This is a genomic window from Candidatus Hydrogenedentota bacterium (assembly GCA_019637335.1).
Classification (GTDB): Bacteria; Hydrogenedentota; Hydrogenedentia; order Hydrogenedentales; family JAEUWI01; genus JAEUWI01.
In genome coordinates, this window is record JAHBVV010000001.1 from 747048 (window position 1) to 764298 (window position 17251).

At 59.9% G+C, this 17251-nt stretch carries 14 protein-coding genes; 12 read left to right on the forward strand and 2 right to left on the reverse strand.

All coding sequences use genetic code 11. The features are described 5' to 3' along the window. Positions 1-312 precede the first annotated feature (312 nt). The 12 genes from murG to KF886_02785 all read left to right on the forward strand — a co-directional run bounded on the left by murG (position 313) and on the right by KF886_02785 (position 13590). The gene (gene murG, locus KF886_02730; protein MBX3176251.1) at positions 313-1458 is read left to right on the forward strand and encodes an undecaprenyldiphospho-muramoylpentapeptide beta-N-acetylglucosaminyltransferase; all 1146 of its coding nucleotides are present in this window, start codon (positions 313-315) and stop codon (positions 1456-1458) included. Next, positions 1458-2432, forward strand: coding sequence for an HD domain-containing protein (locus KF886_02735; GenBank protein MBX3176252.1), 975 nt, complete (start codon positions 1458-1460; stop codon positions 2430-2432). The genes murG and KF886_02735 overlap by 1 nt, the downstream gene beginning before the upstream one ends. A gap of 113 nt (positions 2433-2545) precedes the next feature. After that, positions 2546-3061: a hypothetical protein gene (locus tag KF886_02740; protein ID MBX3176253.1), complete on the forward strand. Its 516-nt coding sequence runs from the start codon at positions 2546-2548 to the stop codon at positions 3059-3061. Between the two features lie 38 nt (positions 3062-3099). Then, positions 3100-3573 (forward strand): type II toxin-antitoxin system VapC family toxin, encoded by a 474-nt coding sequence (locus KF886_02745; GenBank protein ID MBX3176254.1) that lies wholly within the window; start codon positions 3100-3102, stop codon positions 3571-3573. Positions 3574-3616: 43 nt separating this feature from the next. Beyond that, on the forward strand, positions 3617-3766 hold the full coding sequence (locus tag KF886_02750) for a hypothetical protein (protein MBX3176255.1): 150 nt from the start codon (positions 3617-3619) through the stop codon (positions 3764-3766). A 628-nt stretch (positions 3767-4394) separates the two neighbouring features. Beyond that, positions 4395-4838 (forward strand): DUF1232 domain-containing protein, encoded by a 444-nt coding sequence (locus KF886_02755; GenBank protein MBX3176256.1) that lies wholly within the window; start codon positions 4395-4397, stop codon positions 4836-4838. Between the two features lie 135 nt (positions 4839-4973). Continuing rightward, the gene (locus tag KF886_02760; GenBank protein MBX3176257.1) at positions 4974-6392 is read left to right on the forward strand and encodes a sigma 54-dependent Fis family transcriptional regulator; all 1419 of its coding nucleotides are present in this window, start codon (positions 4974-4976) and stop codon (positions 6390-6392) included. 162 nt (positions 6393-6554) lie between these two features. After that, complete coding sequence (locus KF886_02765; protein ID MBX3176258.1) at positions 6555-7781, forward strand: hypothetical protein; 1227 nt, start codon at positions 6555-6557, stop codon at positions 7779-7781. A gap of 76 nt (positions 7782-7857) precedes the next feature. Further along, the gene (locus KF886_02770; GenBank protein ID MBX3176259.1) at positions 7858-9234 is read left to right on the forward strand and encodes a glycoside hydrolase family protein; all 1377 of its coding nucleotides are present in this window, start codon (positions 7858-7860) and stop codon (positions 9232-9234) included. A gap of 49 nt (positions 9235-9283) precedes the next feature. Beyond that, positions 9284-10288: a hypothetical protein gene (locus KF886_02775; GenBank protein MBX3176260.1), complete on the forward strand. Its 1005-nt coding sequence runs from the start codon at positions 9284-9286 to the stop codon at positions 10286-10288. A gap of 47 nt (positions 10289-10335) precedes the next feature. After that, on the forward strand, positions 10336-11367 hold the full coding sequence (locus tag KF886_02780; protein ID MBX3176261.1) for a patatin-like phospholipase family protein: 1032 nt from the start codon (positions 10336-10338) through the stop codon (positions 11365-11367). Positions 11368-11706: 339 nt separating this feature from the next. After that, positions 11707-13590 (forward strand): sensor histidine kinase, encoded by a 1884-nt coding sequence (locus tag KF886_02785; protein ID MBX3176262.1) that lies wholly within the window; start codon positions 11707-11709, stop codon positions 13588-13590. Between the two features lie 17 nt (positions 13591-13607). Here KF886_02785 and KF886_02790 read toward each other — a convergent pair whose 3' ends face one another. Both KF886_02790 and KF886_02795 read right to left on the reverse strand, forming a co-directional pair. Continuing rightward, the gene (locus KF886_02790; protein ID MBX3176263.1) at positions 13608-16379 is read right to left on the reverse strand and encodes a class I SAM-dependent DNA methyltransferase; all 2772 of its coding nucleotides are present in this window, start codon (positions 16377-16379) and stop codon (positions 13608-13610) included. Between the two features lie 93 nt (positions 16380-16472). Beyond that, entirely contained in the window at positions 16473-17096 is a 624-nt protein-coding gene (locus KF886_02795) for a hypothetical protein (protein MBX3176264.1), read from the reverse strand. Positions 17097-17251: the final 155 nt, after the last annotated feature.

A 17251-nucleotide genomic window follows, 5' to 3' on the forward strand; every position in this document is an offset into this window, starting at 1 on the left:
GATGGAGTATTCGAAATAGGAGCTCTCCTGGTTAAAGGAGGTGGGGCAGTTCTGATCAATCTGTGCGGATCCGCGCGAAACTTTGAGAAGACCCCTTCGTTGGGGCGAAAGGGTTGATCTATGTTCTCCGCGGCCAATCAGGTTTCTCGCTGCCTGGATGCCTGGTTGCGGGCCTGGGTAAAGGCCTGCTCCATGTACTGAATCTCAGTTGCTTATTCGTGTGAATTCGTGTCCATTCGTGGTTAAATTGCTATTCAACTTCTAAACCGGACACTAGTGACTGGTTTCCTAAACCACAGGGGCGTGTTCCACATGCGAATCATGATAACCGGCGGGGGGACCGGCGGCCACACCTCCCCCGCGCTGGCCGTTTACGACGAATTGAGCCGCCGCGATTCCCGGCTGCGCGTCCAGTGGGTGGGGTGTTCGGGTAAAATCGAGGAGCGCCAGTGCCGGCAGCGGGGTATTCCGTTCCGGAGCGTTCCGATGGCGGGGTGGCCTCGCCGGGGCCGCTTGAAGAAGATTGGCGTGGCCGCGATCCTGTGCGCGGGCCTCGTACGCGCGTTTCTACTGCTGCGCGCGTTTCGGCCGCAGGCGGTTTTTGGCGTGGGCGGTTATGTATCGCTGCCGCTGATGCTGGCCGCGCAGCGCCTGGGCATACCTACGGTGATCCACGAGCAGAACCGCCGCCTGGGCATGGCGAACCAGATGCTGGCGCCACGGGCGGCGCGGATCTACCTGAGCTTTCCGGACACGCTGGGCGAATTCCCACGGGACCGGGCGGAGGTGGTGGGCAATCCGGTGCGCCCGGAGTTTGTTGCGCCTCCCGAGCGCGCGGCGGCGCTGGCGCACTTTGGGCTCGACCCGGACCGCCCGGTGGCGCTGGTGTTTGGGGGAAGCCAGGGCGCCCGGACGATCAACCAGGCGGTGGAGGAGCGGCTGGACGCGTGGCGGGAGGCCGGCATCCAGTTGCTTTGGGCGGCGGGGAAGAACGACTACGACGATATCCGGAAACGTGTCGGCTCGGATTCGAGCGCGGTGCGGCTGTTTCCTTATCTGGAGGAGATGGCGCTGGCCTGCGTGGCGGCGGATGTGGTGGTGGCGCGGGCGGGCGCCTCGACGACAGCGGAACTGGCGGCGCTGGGCAGGCCGTGCGTGCTTGTCCCCTACCCGCACGCCACGGACAACCACCAGGCGCAGAACGCGGCGGCGTTTGAGGAGGCGGGCGCTGGCCTGGTGCTGGAGGATATACTATGCACGGGCGACGCGCTGCTTCGGGAGGTGCGCGGGATGCTGGCGGATCCCGGCGCGCTGGCGGGGATGGCCGAGCGCGCACGGGGGCTTGCGCGCCCGGCGGCGGCGGATGCGATTGCCGAGGGTATCATGCGATTGTTGTTTGATGAACGTGTCGAGGAAGCCGCCCCGCCGGAAGCGGGCGAAGAAGAAATGGGTGAATAATGTCACGGACTACGCCGCCCGGCGCCCCAACCGCGTTTTTTCCCGTCAATATTGGATCGCTCCGCGACGACCTGGTGACGGGCTTTTCGCTGTACCTTCCGGGCGCGGGCGGCGCGCCGCCGGTGCTCTACCGCGACGCGAGCCTTCCCTTCTCGCCGGAGGCCCGTGAGCGCCTGGTGCGGAACGCGGTGGACGAGTTGCTGGTGCCCCGCTCGGAACGGCGGGCGTGGTTGAAGTACACCGAGACGATCCTGCCGGCGTACCTGGCGGATCAGGCGGTCCCCGTGCGGGATCGGGCCACGCTGCTGTATGAGTCGGCGCAGACGCTGGTGCAGGAGGCGCTGTCCAGCCCGGATACCGGGGCGCTGGTGGAGATGAGCCGGCATGCGTCCGGCAGTATGGCGGAGTTTCTCCTTCGGGAGCCGAAAGCGCTGCACGAGCTGATGCAGTTGACTTCGTACGACTACTACACGTATACGCACAGCGTGAACGTGTTTGTGTATTCGGTTTCGCTGGCGGGCCGCCTGGGCATGCCCGCCGCCGAAATGGACCAATTCGCGCACGGGGCGCTCTTGCACGATATCGGAAAGCGCCGCATCGACGCGGGGATTGTCAACGCCAAGGGGGGGCTGACGGATGCGCAGTGGGAGCAGATGAAGCAGCACCCCACGCACGGCTACGAAATACTGCGGGCCCACGGCGAGGCGAGTGAATTGGCGCTGGACGTGACGCGGCACCACCACGAGAAGCTGAATGGCCGGGGCTATCCCGATGGCCTCGCGGGGGAGGAGATCTCGCCCTGGGCGCGCATCACCACGATCGCGGATATTTTCGACGCGCTGACGACGAAACGCTCCTACAAGGATGCAATGGACACGTTCCTGGCGCTTGGGTTTATGAAGGACAAGATGTGGGACGAGATCGACCGCGATTTTTTCCGCGTTTTTGTGTCCATGCTGGCGCGCGATAGCTGACGCGGGGCGGCGGAACCCGCGGCGCGCCCGGGGGATCGATCCGGGGCGCGCGGCGCTTGGTCCGCCGGATGGCGCGGCGTTACAATGCGGGGGTGAACCAAGGAGCGGCACGCATGAACGAACTGCAACCCCGGGATCCAACGACGGCGGTGGGCGACGCGCTTCCGCCGCGGCCGGCGATTCCCGAACCCCAGCGCCCCACTTCGGGTGGGGGCCGGCGTTACCTGGCTCCGCTGCTGCTGGCGGCGATCGCGCTGGTAATCAATGTGTTCGCCTATCTGGAGCCCGATCCCGCGGCGCCGGCGCCGGAGGCCACGATCGTGCGGCAGGCGATGACGGTGGAGGACAAGATCAAGGCGGCGGAACAGCTCAAGGCGCACGGGGACCAGCTTTACGAGGAGGGCTACAGCTGGTGGAACGATTACGACAAACTCCGGAGCGCGCACGCGGCGTACACGAAGGCGTGGTCGCTCATTACGGACAAGACCTACCCTGACGGCGACACGGAGGCCGACCTTATCGCGGACACGGTGCAGTGCGGCATCCTCCAGCAGCACCTCCGCATCCGGCTGACGACGCTGGAGGAATCCTTCGCGCGGAACGATAAGATTAAGGAATATATTCCGTGAGCACCGCCGCGGCTGAAACCGGGAACACCCCCCAGCGGGTGTATCTTGAGACCAGCTTTCTGAGCTATCTTGCGGCGCGGCCGTCAAGAGACATTGTCGTGGCGGGACATCAGGCGCTGACCCACGAATGGTGGGAACTGCATTCGAGCAGGTTTCGTGTGTGTATATCCGGCTTTGTCCTTCGCGAAGCGAGGCGCGGCAATCCAAACGCGGCCCGCGCGCGGCTGGAACGCGCCGCCGGGTTGCCCTTGCTCGAAATTGACGAGGAAACCCTCCGGCTGTCCCGGAGGATCATTGAGAGTGGTATAATATCAGAGCGCGCGGAAATGGACGCGGCGCACGTGGCGGTTGCGATGCGCCACGCGGTGGAATATGTTCTTACGTGGAACTGCAAACACATCGCCAATGCGGCTATCCAGCGCAGACTGGCCCGCCTGGCTACGGAAGAAGGTTATGAACTCCCAACCATCTGCACGCCCATCGAATTGCTCGGACGAGATTATACCGTTTGACGACCCCATCGTCGCGGAAGTCCGCCGCGCCCGCCGGGAGATTATGGCGGAGTACGGTGGCGATTTCGAGGCCATGGCGCGGGACGTGATCAAGAATCAGTATGCCGAGGGGCATGACGTGGCCCCCGCGCCGAACGCGCCGCGCACCCCCCCCCCGGCGACGGACGCCACGCGGACGAATTCCGGTGGCTGAGCAGACCTTCGCCCTTCCCGGCGCGACGCGGGCCCACCCGTCGGTGGCGGCGGAACACCGCTATGAATGGGTCACGTGTGCGACGGGCTGGCTCCTGATGATTGCGGCGATCGCGCAGCTCATCCTTCGGGACGGCATCTGGATTCACCATGCGCACCTGGTCCCGGCGACGATCCTGACGCTGATCAGCGTGGCGTTTATTTTCCTCATCCGGCCGCGCCTGGGGTCCTTCCACGAGCCGGCGGCGGTGATATCGGCGTTTGTGCTGTTTGTCACGGCGCTCATGGGGCTCACGCACGTGCTGGGCAACCAGGGGGACTGGCCGCTGGCGCGGATCTACCAGACGCTGCAGGGGGCGGCGCTTGGGGTCTTCGCGCGCTTCGCCGGCGAGGGCCTCGCGAGCATCGGAACGAGCCCGCTTTATCTGCTGTGCGGGTTCATCCTGCTGATCTCGTTCGCGTACCAGTCGTACAAGGGCTTCCTGCTCTTCATCGCGCTGCCGCTGCTCTACGGCTTCTACCCCTGGGACACCGGCATCGTCACCGGGTATCTGCTGTGGTTCGCCGGGTTCCTGCTGCTCTGGCGCGACACGCTCTACCTGCCGCGGGCGGTGGAGGAGCGCCTGCGCATGCGGCCGGCGCTCCGGGAGCTCCTCCTCGAAGCGCGGCAGCGCCCACTCACCGAGCGCGAGGTCCTCTTCTACCTCGCCGACGGCCAGCCCGGCGCCGCGCCTCCCCCCCACGTCCGCGAGGAAATCCAGGCCGTCGCCGACGCCGGGCTCCTCGAATACAGCCGCGACACCGGCAAGGTCTACCCCACGCGCCTCCTCGAACAGAGCTACCTCCCCCAGCCCGTCGCCGCCGCCATCGACACGCTCAGCACCCTCGCCGGGGGCATCGTCCTGCTCCTCGCCGGCGGCTACTTCCTCATGCCGATCGACTTCCTCCCGGAAGCGTTCCTCGGGCCGATTGGATACATCGACGACCTCATCCTCCTCGCCATCGGCAGCATGCCGCTCGGCGCGCGGGTGATCGGGGGGGTGAAGGGGATGATCGGGCGCGGGAAGGGGTGAGGGGGGGCTGGTACCGCCCGAAAAAAACGCTGGACAAACCCGCCCCGAGCCACTATCATACCCATGGGCGGAGCGCCGCGCATCCTTTACCGCGCGCGCGATGGTAGCAGGGAGGGGCCGGTGAGGTAAAACACAGTGGGCTGGATTCTCACGTCCATATGCCGCAGCCACCGGGGCGTTCACTGGGACATCGAGCCCGGCCCCGTCGTCCTCGGACACGGCGCCGCGCGCGATATCGTCGTCAACGACCCCGAAACTCAAACCCGCCTCTGCCAGCTCTACATTCGCGGCGGGGACGTCCACCTGCAACACCTCGGCGGCCCCGGCGAGGTACGCGTCAACGGGCGGCCCGTGCAGCGCGCCGCCATCCGCCCGGGCGACACCATCTCCATCGGCGGGGCCGACTTCACCATCTCCCGCCGCGCCGCAGAACCGCCCGCGGAGGCCGCCGACCGCCTGCTGGAGGAGGCGCTCGCCGAGCCCGACCCCCGCGACGAGGCCGCCGGCTACGCCCGCGCGGTCCACGACGCCGCACGCGCCCACGGCCCCCTCCCGCGGAACGCGCCCCCGCTGTCAACCGTCAACGGGCAACGGGCAACGGAATCCGCGCTCCTCGGCGACAGCCCCGCCATGCGCGATGTCCGCGACCTCATCCGCCGCATCGCCCCCGCACCCCTCGGCGTCCTCATCACTGGCGAAACCGGAACCGGCAAGGAACTCGCCGCCGAAATGCTCCACCAGCACGCCAACCGCGCCAGCGGCCCCTTCATCGCCGTCAACGCCGCCGCCATCCCCGAACACCTCTTCGAAAGCGAGCTCTTCGGCCATGAAAAAGGCGCCTTCACCGGCGCCGACCGCAAACGGCGCGGAAAATTCGCCATCGCCCACGGCGGGACCCTCTTCCTCGACGAAATCGGCGACCTCTCCCCCGAAAACCAGGCCCGGCTCCTCCGCGTCCTCGAAAAAGGCGCCTTCCACCCCGTCGGCGCCGAGCGCGAATCCCGCGCCGACGTCCGCGTCCTCGCCGCCACCAACAAAGACCTCCACCACGCCATCCGCCAGGGCGCCTTCCGCCCCGACCTCTACCACCGCCTCGCCGCCATCGAAATAAACCTCCCCCCCCTTCGCCAGCGCCCCGGCGACATCCCCGCCCTTGCACACTATTTCAGCACCCAATATGCACAAAAATTGGGCGCCGCCCCCAAACCATGCACCGAAGCAGCCCTCGAAAAACTCCAAAACCACCCCTGGCCCGGCAACGTTCGCGAACTCAAAAACACCATCGAACGCGCCGCCGCGTTGAGCCGGGGGGAAGCCATTCAGCCCGACGACCTCGACCTCGACAAATCAATTCACTATTCACCATTCACTATTCACTATTCGCTCAACGCCACGTTGAGCGAGGTCGAGCGCATGCACATCGCCCGCGTGCTCGACCACTGCGGCGGCAACATCAGCCAGGCCGCGCGGATGCTGGGCGTGCACCGGAATACGCTGCATAATCGGATGGGAGTGAGCGCGGTACGAGAGTGCGCGCTTGAAATTCCACCATGACGCGGTTTTTTCCGCGTCCCCGTTGGATTTGGCCCCGGACTTGCTCCAATCATGGGACGGGCGGGCTCGGGGACGGGTGTGATCTGGCGCACCATCTTCGCCCGCGCGATTGATCGACCCAAGGGAACGAGAATGAGCAATTCCCCATTCAGAGGAAGTGGAATGCTGGTCGTGCTGGCAGTATTTCTGGCGCAGGGGTGCGTTACCAGAACTGGCCACATCAAGTCCGTCGTACAGTCCGGCCCCGTCCCGGGCAAATGGAATGATGCGCTCACAGACAAGTACACCAAGACTTGCGGCGAACGTGGGCTGAAGTTTATTGAAGATTACAACGAAAAGTATCCGGTCGGTGCGCCTGAATACTCGGGCGTCCGGCTCGCGGCAGATATTGAGTCGCTCCTGGCGAAGCAGCTCGACGAAGAAGTCGCCTGGCGCGAGGATCGTATCGAGGCCGCCGAGGCCCGACGTGCACAACTTCTCGTGCAACGCACCGCCACCGCAGGCGATGCCAAGGCGCAGAAGCGCATTGCCGCGTCCCTTGTCGAAACCGACAAGGAAATCGCCGTCCTGCGCAAAGAGATCCACGAGGCGCGTGCGAAATATTTTGCCGAAAGGGGGAGGCATCTCGGTGAGGAACGCACCACGCTCATGGCGCTGGCGGAAGAAGTCGAGAAAATGGATGCTGCCGCGGAAGCAAGGGATCGGGACGCAGTTCAGGTTGCCATAGACGAGGCCCGCAAGCTCGCCCTGAGCAACAAGAACGCCCACGCCCTCCTGGAAGTCATGCGAATCGAACGCAACAAGATCATCGGTGAGCTCATGCTGATCGCGCGCCGGGTGCACGACGAGAAGAACAACTACCTGCATTACGGTCGTGCCGGCGCCAACATACTACTGGACACGACCCAGCTCGGCGCCACCGCCGCCGGTACCGTAACCGGCAGCGAATCCACCGCGCGCGCCCTGTCGGCCTTTGCCACCTTCGTCAAGGGCGGGCAGGAATCCGTTGACAAGCGCGTCTTCTACGAGCATGCCACGGCCGTCATCGTGCGCATCGTGAACGCGCAGCGGCTGGAACAGGAGCGCATCCTGCGGCTGAAGATGGCCGAATCCGTCGTCGACTATCCCCTCGAAGTCGCCGTCAGCGACTTCGCGGCCTTCCTGACCGCCGGCGGCCTGCCAGACGCCCTCGCCGAACTCGGCCTGGAGGCCAAGGAGAAGGAACTCAAGGCCCTGGACTCCCTCAAAGAACTCCAGGTACTCGGCGCCGAAGCCGTCAAGCGCCGGGAAGCGGAAGCCGCCCGCCGCGCCGCCGAACGGGAAAAGCGCCGTGCAAACATCGAAGCCATCCTCCAGCCTTACCTTGCCGGAACGCCTTTCGCGCCATGAAGAATGTTAGCACATATTTAGCCAAATCCAGTGAAAATGGACTCTGATTGGAAAAAGCTTCGGAGATATTGGTCGAATGCACATAAGTATCGATAGATCGGTTGGACGGAGCGAAAAAGGCGCCGAAAACGTTTCACGAGACGTGGCTGTCTTGCAGAATCACCTGGCGACACTGTCCGAGCTCCTAGCTCGCCCCCAGTACAACCCAGGCAAGATCGACGCGTTGATTGGCGCAGTGGATGATGATTCAGCAACGATTCAGGCGATTGAAGCGTTCCAGCGGGTAAACCAACTCGCGGTTGATGGCGTTGTCGGGCGGGAAGGAGAGACAATTCGGGAGATACATCGTCAACTTGAACTTGCCCTCGGAAACGCAAATGATGGCAATCCCAATCCACCGGGGCAAGAGTACTTTCCATTCACCGCCATTCCGCGGTCAAGTTGGAAGACCGGCGGGCGGGCCTTCGGAGCCGTGCGGGAGGGAGGAAAGCGCGCTCATGCCGGATGTGACCTGTATCTCAAACACGGAACTTGGGTTCATGCCATGGCCGACGGGCGCGTGGTTCGAGGGCCGTATCCATTCTACGCGCACACCTTTGCAATTGAGGTGGAGCATGGCGACTATGTCGCGCGATATGGGGAAATACGACCAGCGTGTATCGTCAGGGAGGGAGACATCGTACGGGCGGGACAGCGCATAGGGATGGTAGGTCATCTGGTTGGGATTAGTGTGCCATGCGATATGTTGCATCTGGAGATGTATGGCGGTTCCGCGACCGGTCCCTTGAGCGTTGATTCGGCACACTCAAAACGTGATGCGCAAGGTGTGCCTTTCAATCGCCGGTCGGATCTCTTGGATCCGACGAACCATCTTGACAAGTTAAAAACATCCACCCCTTTGGACTTCCTCGCGGACATGGCCACTCCGATTGGGCGGCCGCTGCATGAGGAACAACTCCGGCGCCGGGTGAATACGGCAGGAGTTGCACTCGTTAAGGAATTTGAGGGGTTCTACGAGAATTCGTACAGATGTCCTGCCGGTGTCTGGACGATCGGTTACGGCCATACGCGCAGCGTATCGCGAGGCCAGACGATCACACGTGCCGAGGCAGAGGCGTTGCTTCAGTCGGATTTGGCTTCTGCGGGCACCGATGTGCAGCGACTTATTGATGTCCCGCTTAGTGACAACCAGTTCGCCGCCCTGGCAAGCTTCACCTTTAATGTGGGGCCGGGCGCGCTGGAGGCCAGCACGTTACGGAAAAAGCTCAATCGTGGGCAGTATGATGCAGTTCCCATCGAGATGGGGCGTTGGGTCAATGCCACCGTGAACGGCGTGAAAACGACTTTGCGCGGACTAGTACGACGTCGCGCTGCCGAAGCAGAACTGTGGCTGCAGCCGGAAGGTGCGCTGGACCTAGATCCAAGAATGCCGCATCGGGTTGAGGTGGCGTAGTGCGGCGACTCCACAATTGCTGAAACAACTGACTATGGGATTCCATCTAATGATTCGAATTTGTATTGTAGCGCTACAAGTTATTGTGTTCAGTACGAGTGCTCAGATTTTTCCCTTCCGAAGTTCACTCGAGTTTGACGATGACTCCTGGCAAAGGCTGGAAAAAGATGTTGGCGATAGAACGGCTGCGATTCCGGAGGATACCTATGCCCTCTATCAGGAGCGCGAATGGGTCGGCGAAAGAATTGATGAGATATCGAGAAACTTAAGAAGAGGCAATCCCTACATAGAAGGGATTGGAAAGTTTGAAGGGTTCAGGCTTAAGTGGCTTAAATTAAGTGACCGACTGATAGCCATTCGGTTGGGAGAAAAAGAAGTAGAGAATGAGTTGATTGGTGATATAAATCAGTTCTTGGTGGAGCTTCACCGCACAGCGTGGCAATATGATTTTGAAGAGCGGGAAGACTACCCTAAAGTATTGCGTTCTAAATTTCAATCTTCTGAGGCTTTCGAATTACAGGAATCGGAGGTGGAGGATTCCCAGGCACAAGAAGAGTCCGTCCGGTCGTTGGCAAATTCTAACTCCATAAGAGAAATATCCGACTTTATCGATACAGCGACAAGACTTCTACGGGATTACTCTGCAAAGTGGACGCAGTCTGCTCAGAAAATGCGGGAGGTACTTGGGAAACTAGAAGAGTATAAAACCAAACTCAATTCACAAATTGCAAAGGTCCAAACAAAAGACAACGTAAGCTCAAATCTCTTCTTGATGATACTTACAATCGGCGGGTTAAGCATCGCGGCGATTGCGCTAATTCGGCTCTTCCCCGAGCAAGTAATGGTGGAGTGGGTTGCGTCCGGACAGGTGATTCAGTTTGTTACTGTTATGATACTTTTATCCTGCATTATGGCCTTAGGTCTATCTGGACTTCTGGGGGAGAATACGATAGGCACTCTGCTTGGAGGAATTGGTGGCTACGTGCTGTCGCAGGGAGTTGGTCGGAGCGTCGCACGTCAGGTTGAGAAAGTTCGTGGGCCAGAGTCCCATTGACGCATTTAGGTCGTAGCCCAAACCAGGGGATAACTGGAGAGAAACGAATGGCCTACCCATTCAAGAACCTAATCTTCGAAGGTGGCGGTGTCAAGGGCATCGCCTATGTTGGCGTTCTTCAGGAGTTGGAAAAGCGGAAGATCCTGAAGCAGATCGAACGGGTCGGGGGTACTTCGGCGGGCGCGATCAATGCCGTCTTGCTTGCCCTGAAATACAGCCGCAAGGAGATCCAGGATATCCTCTGGGGCATGCAGTTTCGGAATTTTCTTGATGATTCTTGGGGTATTGTCCGCGACTCAAAGCGGGTAATTGATGAGTACGGATGGTATCGCGGCGACTATTTCCGCAACTGGATTGGCAATCTCATCGCTGAGAAAACCGGGAATCCGCATTCGACATTCAACGATCTGGAGAAAAAGGGCTTTCCCTTACTGTACCTGGTCGGGACGAATCTCAGCACAGGTTACGCCGAAGTCTTCTCCGCGGAGCATACGCCCCGAGAACGGGTGGCCGACGCGACGCGCATTTCCATGTCGATACCCCTCTTCTTCGCCGCCGTCCGGAATGGGCGCGGCGATGTCTATGTGGATGGCGGCGTTTTTGACAACTATCCGGTCAAGCTCTTCGACCGGGAAAAATACATTCAGCCGAATGTCATACCGACGCACGGCAGGGATACCGCATATTACGCCAAGGCCAACGGCACCCTGCCACCAGGCAGCAGCCCCTATCTCTATAATAAAGAAACGCTCGGATTTCGTCTCGACACAGGACGTGAGATTGCGATGTTCCGCGACGGCGCGGAGCCTGTTCGCCGCACAATCGACAGTTTCTTTGGCTACTCCGCAGCCTTGGTGCGTTCAGTACTCAATGTACAGAACAACCAGCATTTGCACAGCGATGACTGGCAGCGCACAATCTACATCAACACGCTGGGCGTAAGCACCACGGACTTCGACATCGCGGATGCCATGAAGAAGGAACTCGTCCAAGAAGGCCTTAAGGGCGCGCGGAAGTACTTCGAGTGGTACGACCAAAACGACCCCAATGACCCGCCGGTGAATTACGTGGCAGGGTAGCGTCGAAAACGCGGTGTAGAAATACCGGTCAGGTTTGCCGCGGATTTGCATCCCGGTGCGCTATCCCCTTGTAGTCAATGCCTCACGTTGCAGGAATGAAGCGCCCATGCGACCCCACGCCAACCCATGCACTGTATTCCAGGGTATCGCAGCCCCAAAGGGCCATTGCTGCTTGATCTGCTGTATGCACTTACCTCATCTCCTTCGTGCCGCTCCCTTGCAAAGCCAGAAAGCTTCAGATTATCCTTTGCATTGTAAGGGGCGTTCACGCTCCGCCGTATCTGGCTGATTGACTCCTTGTTGCTTTGCGATGTCAACTTAGGACATGGGGGAATAACAATGAAAATAAAACTTGACAAAGCAATCGCCTACTTCTATCCGTCGCCCAGTTTTGAGCAAATCTATTTCGAAACAATTGCTAACGCTATAGACGCTGGCGCAACCGAAGTAAGCATAGATATCTATATAGAGTCTTTTGCTAAACCTGAAACTCTGTCCATTACTATAAAAGATAACGGTGTTGGGTTTACCGACCGTAACTTCGGTAAGTTTTCGCACCTGTTGGATGCGGATAGCAAGGATCATAAAGGCCTAGGGCGACTCGTACTGTTGGTTTATTTTTCCGACGTACACGTATCAAGTGTGTTTGGGAAAAGCAATCGAAGGGAATTTGACTTTACAAGAGATTTTGGAGGCGAGGAGAAGACGACCTCATTAGAAGGCAATGAGTCTGCCAACGGTACGACTATAAAATGCGAGTCATTTCTTGGTGAACGAATAAAGAGTTACGATTACTTGCGTCCTTCAACGATTCGGGAACGACTGCTCGAACATTTCTTCCCCCTCTTCTTTCACAAGAAGCAAGGAAAAGAAGAACTCAGCATCAAGATACGCCTGGATACGAAGACTCCGAATCAAGAACACAATTTTTACAATTCTACGAGCAACTTAACCTTATCTGATGTTCCCGAGCTAACGGCAGTCGACTTTAAGGACGATAGTATTGACCTAATTGAGAATATCACGGTACATTATCGCATCGACAACGACAAGCTAGCGCCCAAGTCTGTACTAACCGCTTTCTGCGTCGATGGCCGCACGATTAAAGAGCTCCTTGTTCCGCTGACTAGCATTCCTGAAGGGCATCAGCTCGTCTTCCTGTTTACATCTAATCTTTTTTCTAGTACAGACGCATCTAGGCAATCGATCGATCTGACCCGCCTGCCGGAGAAGCCCCTTATGGCTGCTTTGCGTCGACAAGTCGCAAGTATAATCGATCAGAGCATTTCGGAAGTTCAAGAACGAAACGTGGAGATCGATAGGAACATTCGTGAAAAATTCCCACACTTGGCAGGGTATTTTCCTACCGACACCATTGGAATTATTCAGAGAGAAGATGCGATTGAGCAGGCCCAGCGCCAGTTTTTTTTGGATCAGAAGGATGTGCTTGAATGCACTGAACTGGACGAAAAACAGTACGAAAAAGCGCTCAACATATCTGCGCGCGTTCTTACGGAGTACATCCTGCATCGAGTCCAAATTATCCGCAGACTTAAATCTATATCGCATGAGAATTCCGAATCAGATATTCACAACCTTATAGTTCCTATGCGTCAGACTTTGCGTCGCGATGGGGCTATGGCGGATATATACAACAACAACATATGGGTGTTTGATGATAAGTACATGAGCTACTCGACAATACTTAGTGATGAAAGCATGGAAAAGGTGCTCAGTGAGATAACTCTTGAGGTGGAGGCTAGTGATGGCAGACCCGATCTCACCATAGTGTTTTCCGGCGACCCCGCTACATCCCCCAAAGTGGATGTTGTTCTAATAGAACTTAAGAAGTTGGGGGTTTCATTGGCTCAAAAGGAAGAGGTTGTGAGCCAGCTGCGCCAACGGGCCCGGAGGCTTCTTGAGTACTTTCCCGACAGGATTAATCGTATTTGGTTCTACGGCTTAACTGAGATCGATGACGAATTTCGCCGTTCATTGATGGAAAACGACTTCCAAGAGCTATACTCACTCGGGACAATGTTCTATAAGCCGCAGGATATCTACCCGTTTAACAAGGATGAAAAATTTATTGTTGATATGTATGTAATGACGTATGATACATTGCTGAGAGATGCAGAATCGCGAAATTCAACTTTTCTAAATTTGCTCAAGTATCGAATTCAAAACCCCGGGTTACAACAGGAATACACGCCCCCACAATAGCGTTTTCGACGGGCAGCCTACGAGCTTGCCACCATCTCCTCATACAACCCAAACAAAAACTCCACCCGTTCCCGTTCGGTCTCGAACTTTTCTTTGCGGTAGCAGCGATCTACGGCGCGGTCGAGGTTTTGGTGGGCTTTCAGGAGGGGTGCGGGCATGTAGAGGGGGTCGTAGAGGTCGGCGAGGGTGGCGCCGTTGTCGAGGTGAGGCTGGCGGGCGTCGAGGACGCCCTGGGCGCATTCCTCGACCCGGGCGCGCTGGTCGTCCGACGGGGATGGGGGCCAGGGGAAGTTGTTGTAGGTGATGGCCACGGAATACTGGTAGTCGCTCTTCAGTCTACCGGATACCGCCCGCATCCATGCCATGTGCATGGCACTGGTCAATACGCCAAAATGATAGGGTGTGGCGTGCTCTACCAGCCGGAGTTTATCGCCGCAAATCACATCGGTGTCAAGATAAGCGATGGGAATGTAGAAGCGTCTTTCGGACGACACCTGCGGCAGCGCCAGATAAGGTTGGGTGGCGATAAACTCTGTGTGAAATCGCCTGGGCGATTGAGCAAGTTTCTGGGTGGGCGCACTCTTGCTTGCCGCGCGAAACACTTTCACTTTCTCGATTATGCGTCCGCATTCCGGCAGGTTGCGTAATGCAGCGGGCGAGGCATCGCCGAGCCATAAGCACCACCGCTCAATGCCATTGAGAAATTCCTGTCCTCCCAGCCATTGCTTGAAATAGGGCGCCGCCTCCGGCTCTTTGGCAAGAAAGGCAGTTTTTTCATCGGGCGTCATCAGGTAATTGCCGTCATCGATGGGCTTGTTGCCGGAAACCATGCGGGGAACGTCGCACACTGGCGTGCTTCGCCTTTGCAAGATCGCGTCTGGCCCATCTACAAGATAAGGGTTGATATTTGTGGCGGGTTGTCGCTTGGGTTCGGCTTTAAGGTTCTCGTAGTCGTAAATGGCCTTGTTCTCTACGTCTAGCAGGCCAAAGCCGATAATGACCACATGAACGTGGGCCTTTCCCTTTGCTTCGCTTTGCCAGGAGAACGTTCGATGCGCGAAATGAATCTTGATACCCAAGCGGCGCAATTCACTCCAGAATACGCCCACCTGCTCGCCTTGGGTAATGGAATTGGTGGATACAAAGGCGCATCGAATAGCAGTATTTTGGATATACCGCGCCGCCTTGAAGTACCACAAGGTAACGTAATCCAGAAGGCCGGAACTCTTGATATCGCCTGCGATTAGCTTTAGTTCGCTTCGTTGTTCCGTCGTTTGCCATTTTGCGCCAATAAACGGCGGATTGCCGAGCACATAGGCGCACTCCTCCGCCGGGAGCAGGTCGTTCCAGTCCATGCGGAGTGCGTTGGCGCATTGGATGTGCGGGGTGGCTTCGAGGGGGATGCGCTGGAACATGTTTCCGGTGCTGAGGCTGAGCTCGGTGTTCATCTGGTGGTCGGTGAGCCAGAGGGCGGTTTCGGCGATGCGGGCGGGCCATTCGCCGATTTCGATGCCGTAGAACTGGTCGACGTCGACGAGGGAGAGCTTGGAGACTTCGCCGAACTCGAATTCCTGTTCGCGGCGGTCGAAGTGGTGGCGGGCGTTGAGCACGTCGAGCTCGAGGCGGCGGAGTTCGCGGTAGGCGATGACGAGGAAGTTGCCGCAGCCGCAGGCGGGGTCGAGGAATTTGAGGGCGCGGAGTTTGAGCTGGAAGGCTTCGAGGCGGTTGTTGCGGTGGGCGGGGCGGCTGTCCTTCTGGATCTGGCCGAACTCCTCGCGGAGGGCGTCGAGGAAGAGGGGGCGGATGACCTTGAGGATGTCGCGCTCGGAGGTGTAGTGGGCGCCGATCTGGCGGCGCTCCTTTTTGTCCATGATGCCCTGGAAGAGGGAGCCGAAGATGGCCGGGGAGATGCGGGACCAGTCGAAGCGGCATGCGGCGGCGAGGCGGTTGCGCATGTCGCGGCTGAAGCTGGCGGTGGGGAGGTGGTCGGCGAAGAGCTGTCCGTTGATATAGGGGAAGGCGGCGAGGTCCTCTTCGAGGTGGCGTCCGCGGCGTTCGGGGGGCGTGTTGAGGACTTCGAAGAGGTGGTTGAGCTGGGGGCCGAGGTCGGAGCCGTCCTCGCGGGTGCGGTTGTGTATCCAGAGGTCGAACTGGGCGGTCTCGAAGATGCCGGTGTCGTCGGCGAAGAGGCAGAAGAGGAGGCGGACGAGCATGCGCTCGAGGAATTCGGTGGGGTAGCCGCCGTCGGCGACGGCGTCGTGCAGGTCGGCCATGAGGGCGGCGGCCTGGAGGTTGGCTTCGTCCTCCTCGCCGAAGCGGTGGGTTTTCTGGCCGATGAGGAAGGCGAAGTGCTTGACGTGGCGGTGGAGCTCTTCGAGGGGGAACTCGATGAAGGGGGGCTCGCCGGGCTCGGGCTCCAGATCGTGCAGGACGATGCGCTGGAAGTCGGAGAGGACGATATAGCGGGGTATTTCGTCGTCGCGGCGCTGGTTTTTGAGCTCCTGGATGTAGTTGAAGGCCTGGGAGCCGGCGCGGTCGAGGGGGCGTCCGGCGCTTTTGTGCTCGGCGAGGAGCTTGCCCTTCCAGAAGAGGTCGATGAAGTGCCAGGTGTCCTTGAGGCTCTTTACGGGCTCCTCGAAGGAGGCGACGAGTCGGCGCTTGATGCCGAAGACGCCGAAGAAGTCGTTCCAGAAGGACTGGGCCTCGCGGCGCTCGTCGGTGGCGTCGGCGTATTCATGGGCGAATTGGATGGCGCGGTGCCGGATTTCGTTCCAGGACAGGCTGGGCACGGATGTAGCTCCCCTTTTCTGCTTGCCGTTTGGGGCTTCCCGGGGGAAAGGGTAGCGGATTGGCGGGGCGGGATGCCAGCGGGCGGCGCGGCGCTACATCAACCACATGCGGGCGCGTTCGGGGTGGCCTTTTCGGATGGTGATGATGGCGGGGCCCCCGCCGAGGGCGTCGGCCAGTTGCCGCTGGAGGGTGGGGATTGTGCTGGCGGCGGTGCGGGCTTGCTCGTGGGTCTGGACGAAGATCGCCACTTCAATCTGCTCCGGGTGGAGCGCCAGCCAGGCTTCGTTGAGGCCGGGGATCGCGTCTTCGAGGATGGCGCCGGCGCGGTCGGCCTGTTCGTGGGTGATGGGGGCGCGGTAGTAGAGGGCCCATCCGTCGCGGGGGAGGCGCTGTCCGGGGAGGGGCCCGCCGGGGTGGGGCAGGCAGGCGAAGAGGATGCCGGCGAGCGTGGCGAGGCCGGTGATGATCGCGAGGGTGGCGAGGCGGGCCGGGGGCGCGGGGGGTGCGCCGGCGAGGCGGACGACGGCGGGGCCCGGGGTGCGCCCCTCAGGCCGCGGCGGGTTGAGGCGGCCGGGAACCCCGCCAGGGGCTCTGCGCGGCGCGCGGTGGGGTTGCGCGGCGGCGAGGCGGATTGCGTGCGCGGCGTCGAGGTAGTCGCTGGTGGCCATGGTGTTGGGTCCCTTCTGGCCCCGGTCCGGGGGCTTTCTGTGTTGCATGGTAGCGCGGGGACGTTTCACTTTCCGGAATGCTGGGGATTTTTTTTGGGCCCGGCGTGCGGTCAGGGCGGGCGGGGGATTGGATTTGGACCCACAAAGAGCGCAAGGAACACAAAGAACGCGGGGGAGCATTTACCGCAGCCCAGGAAATGATC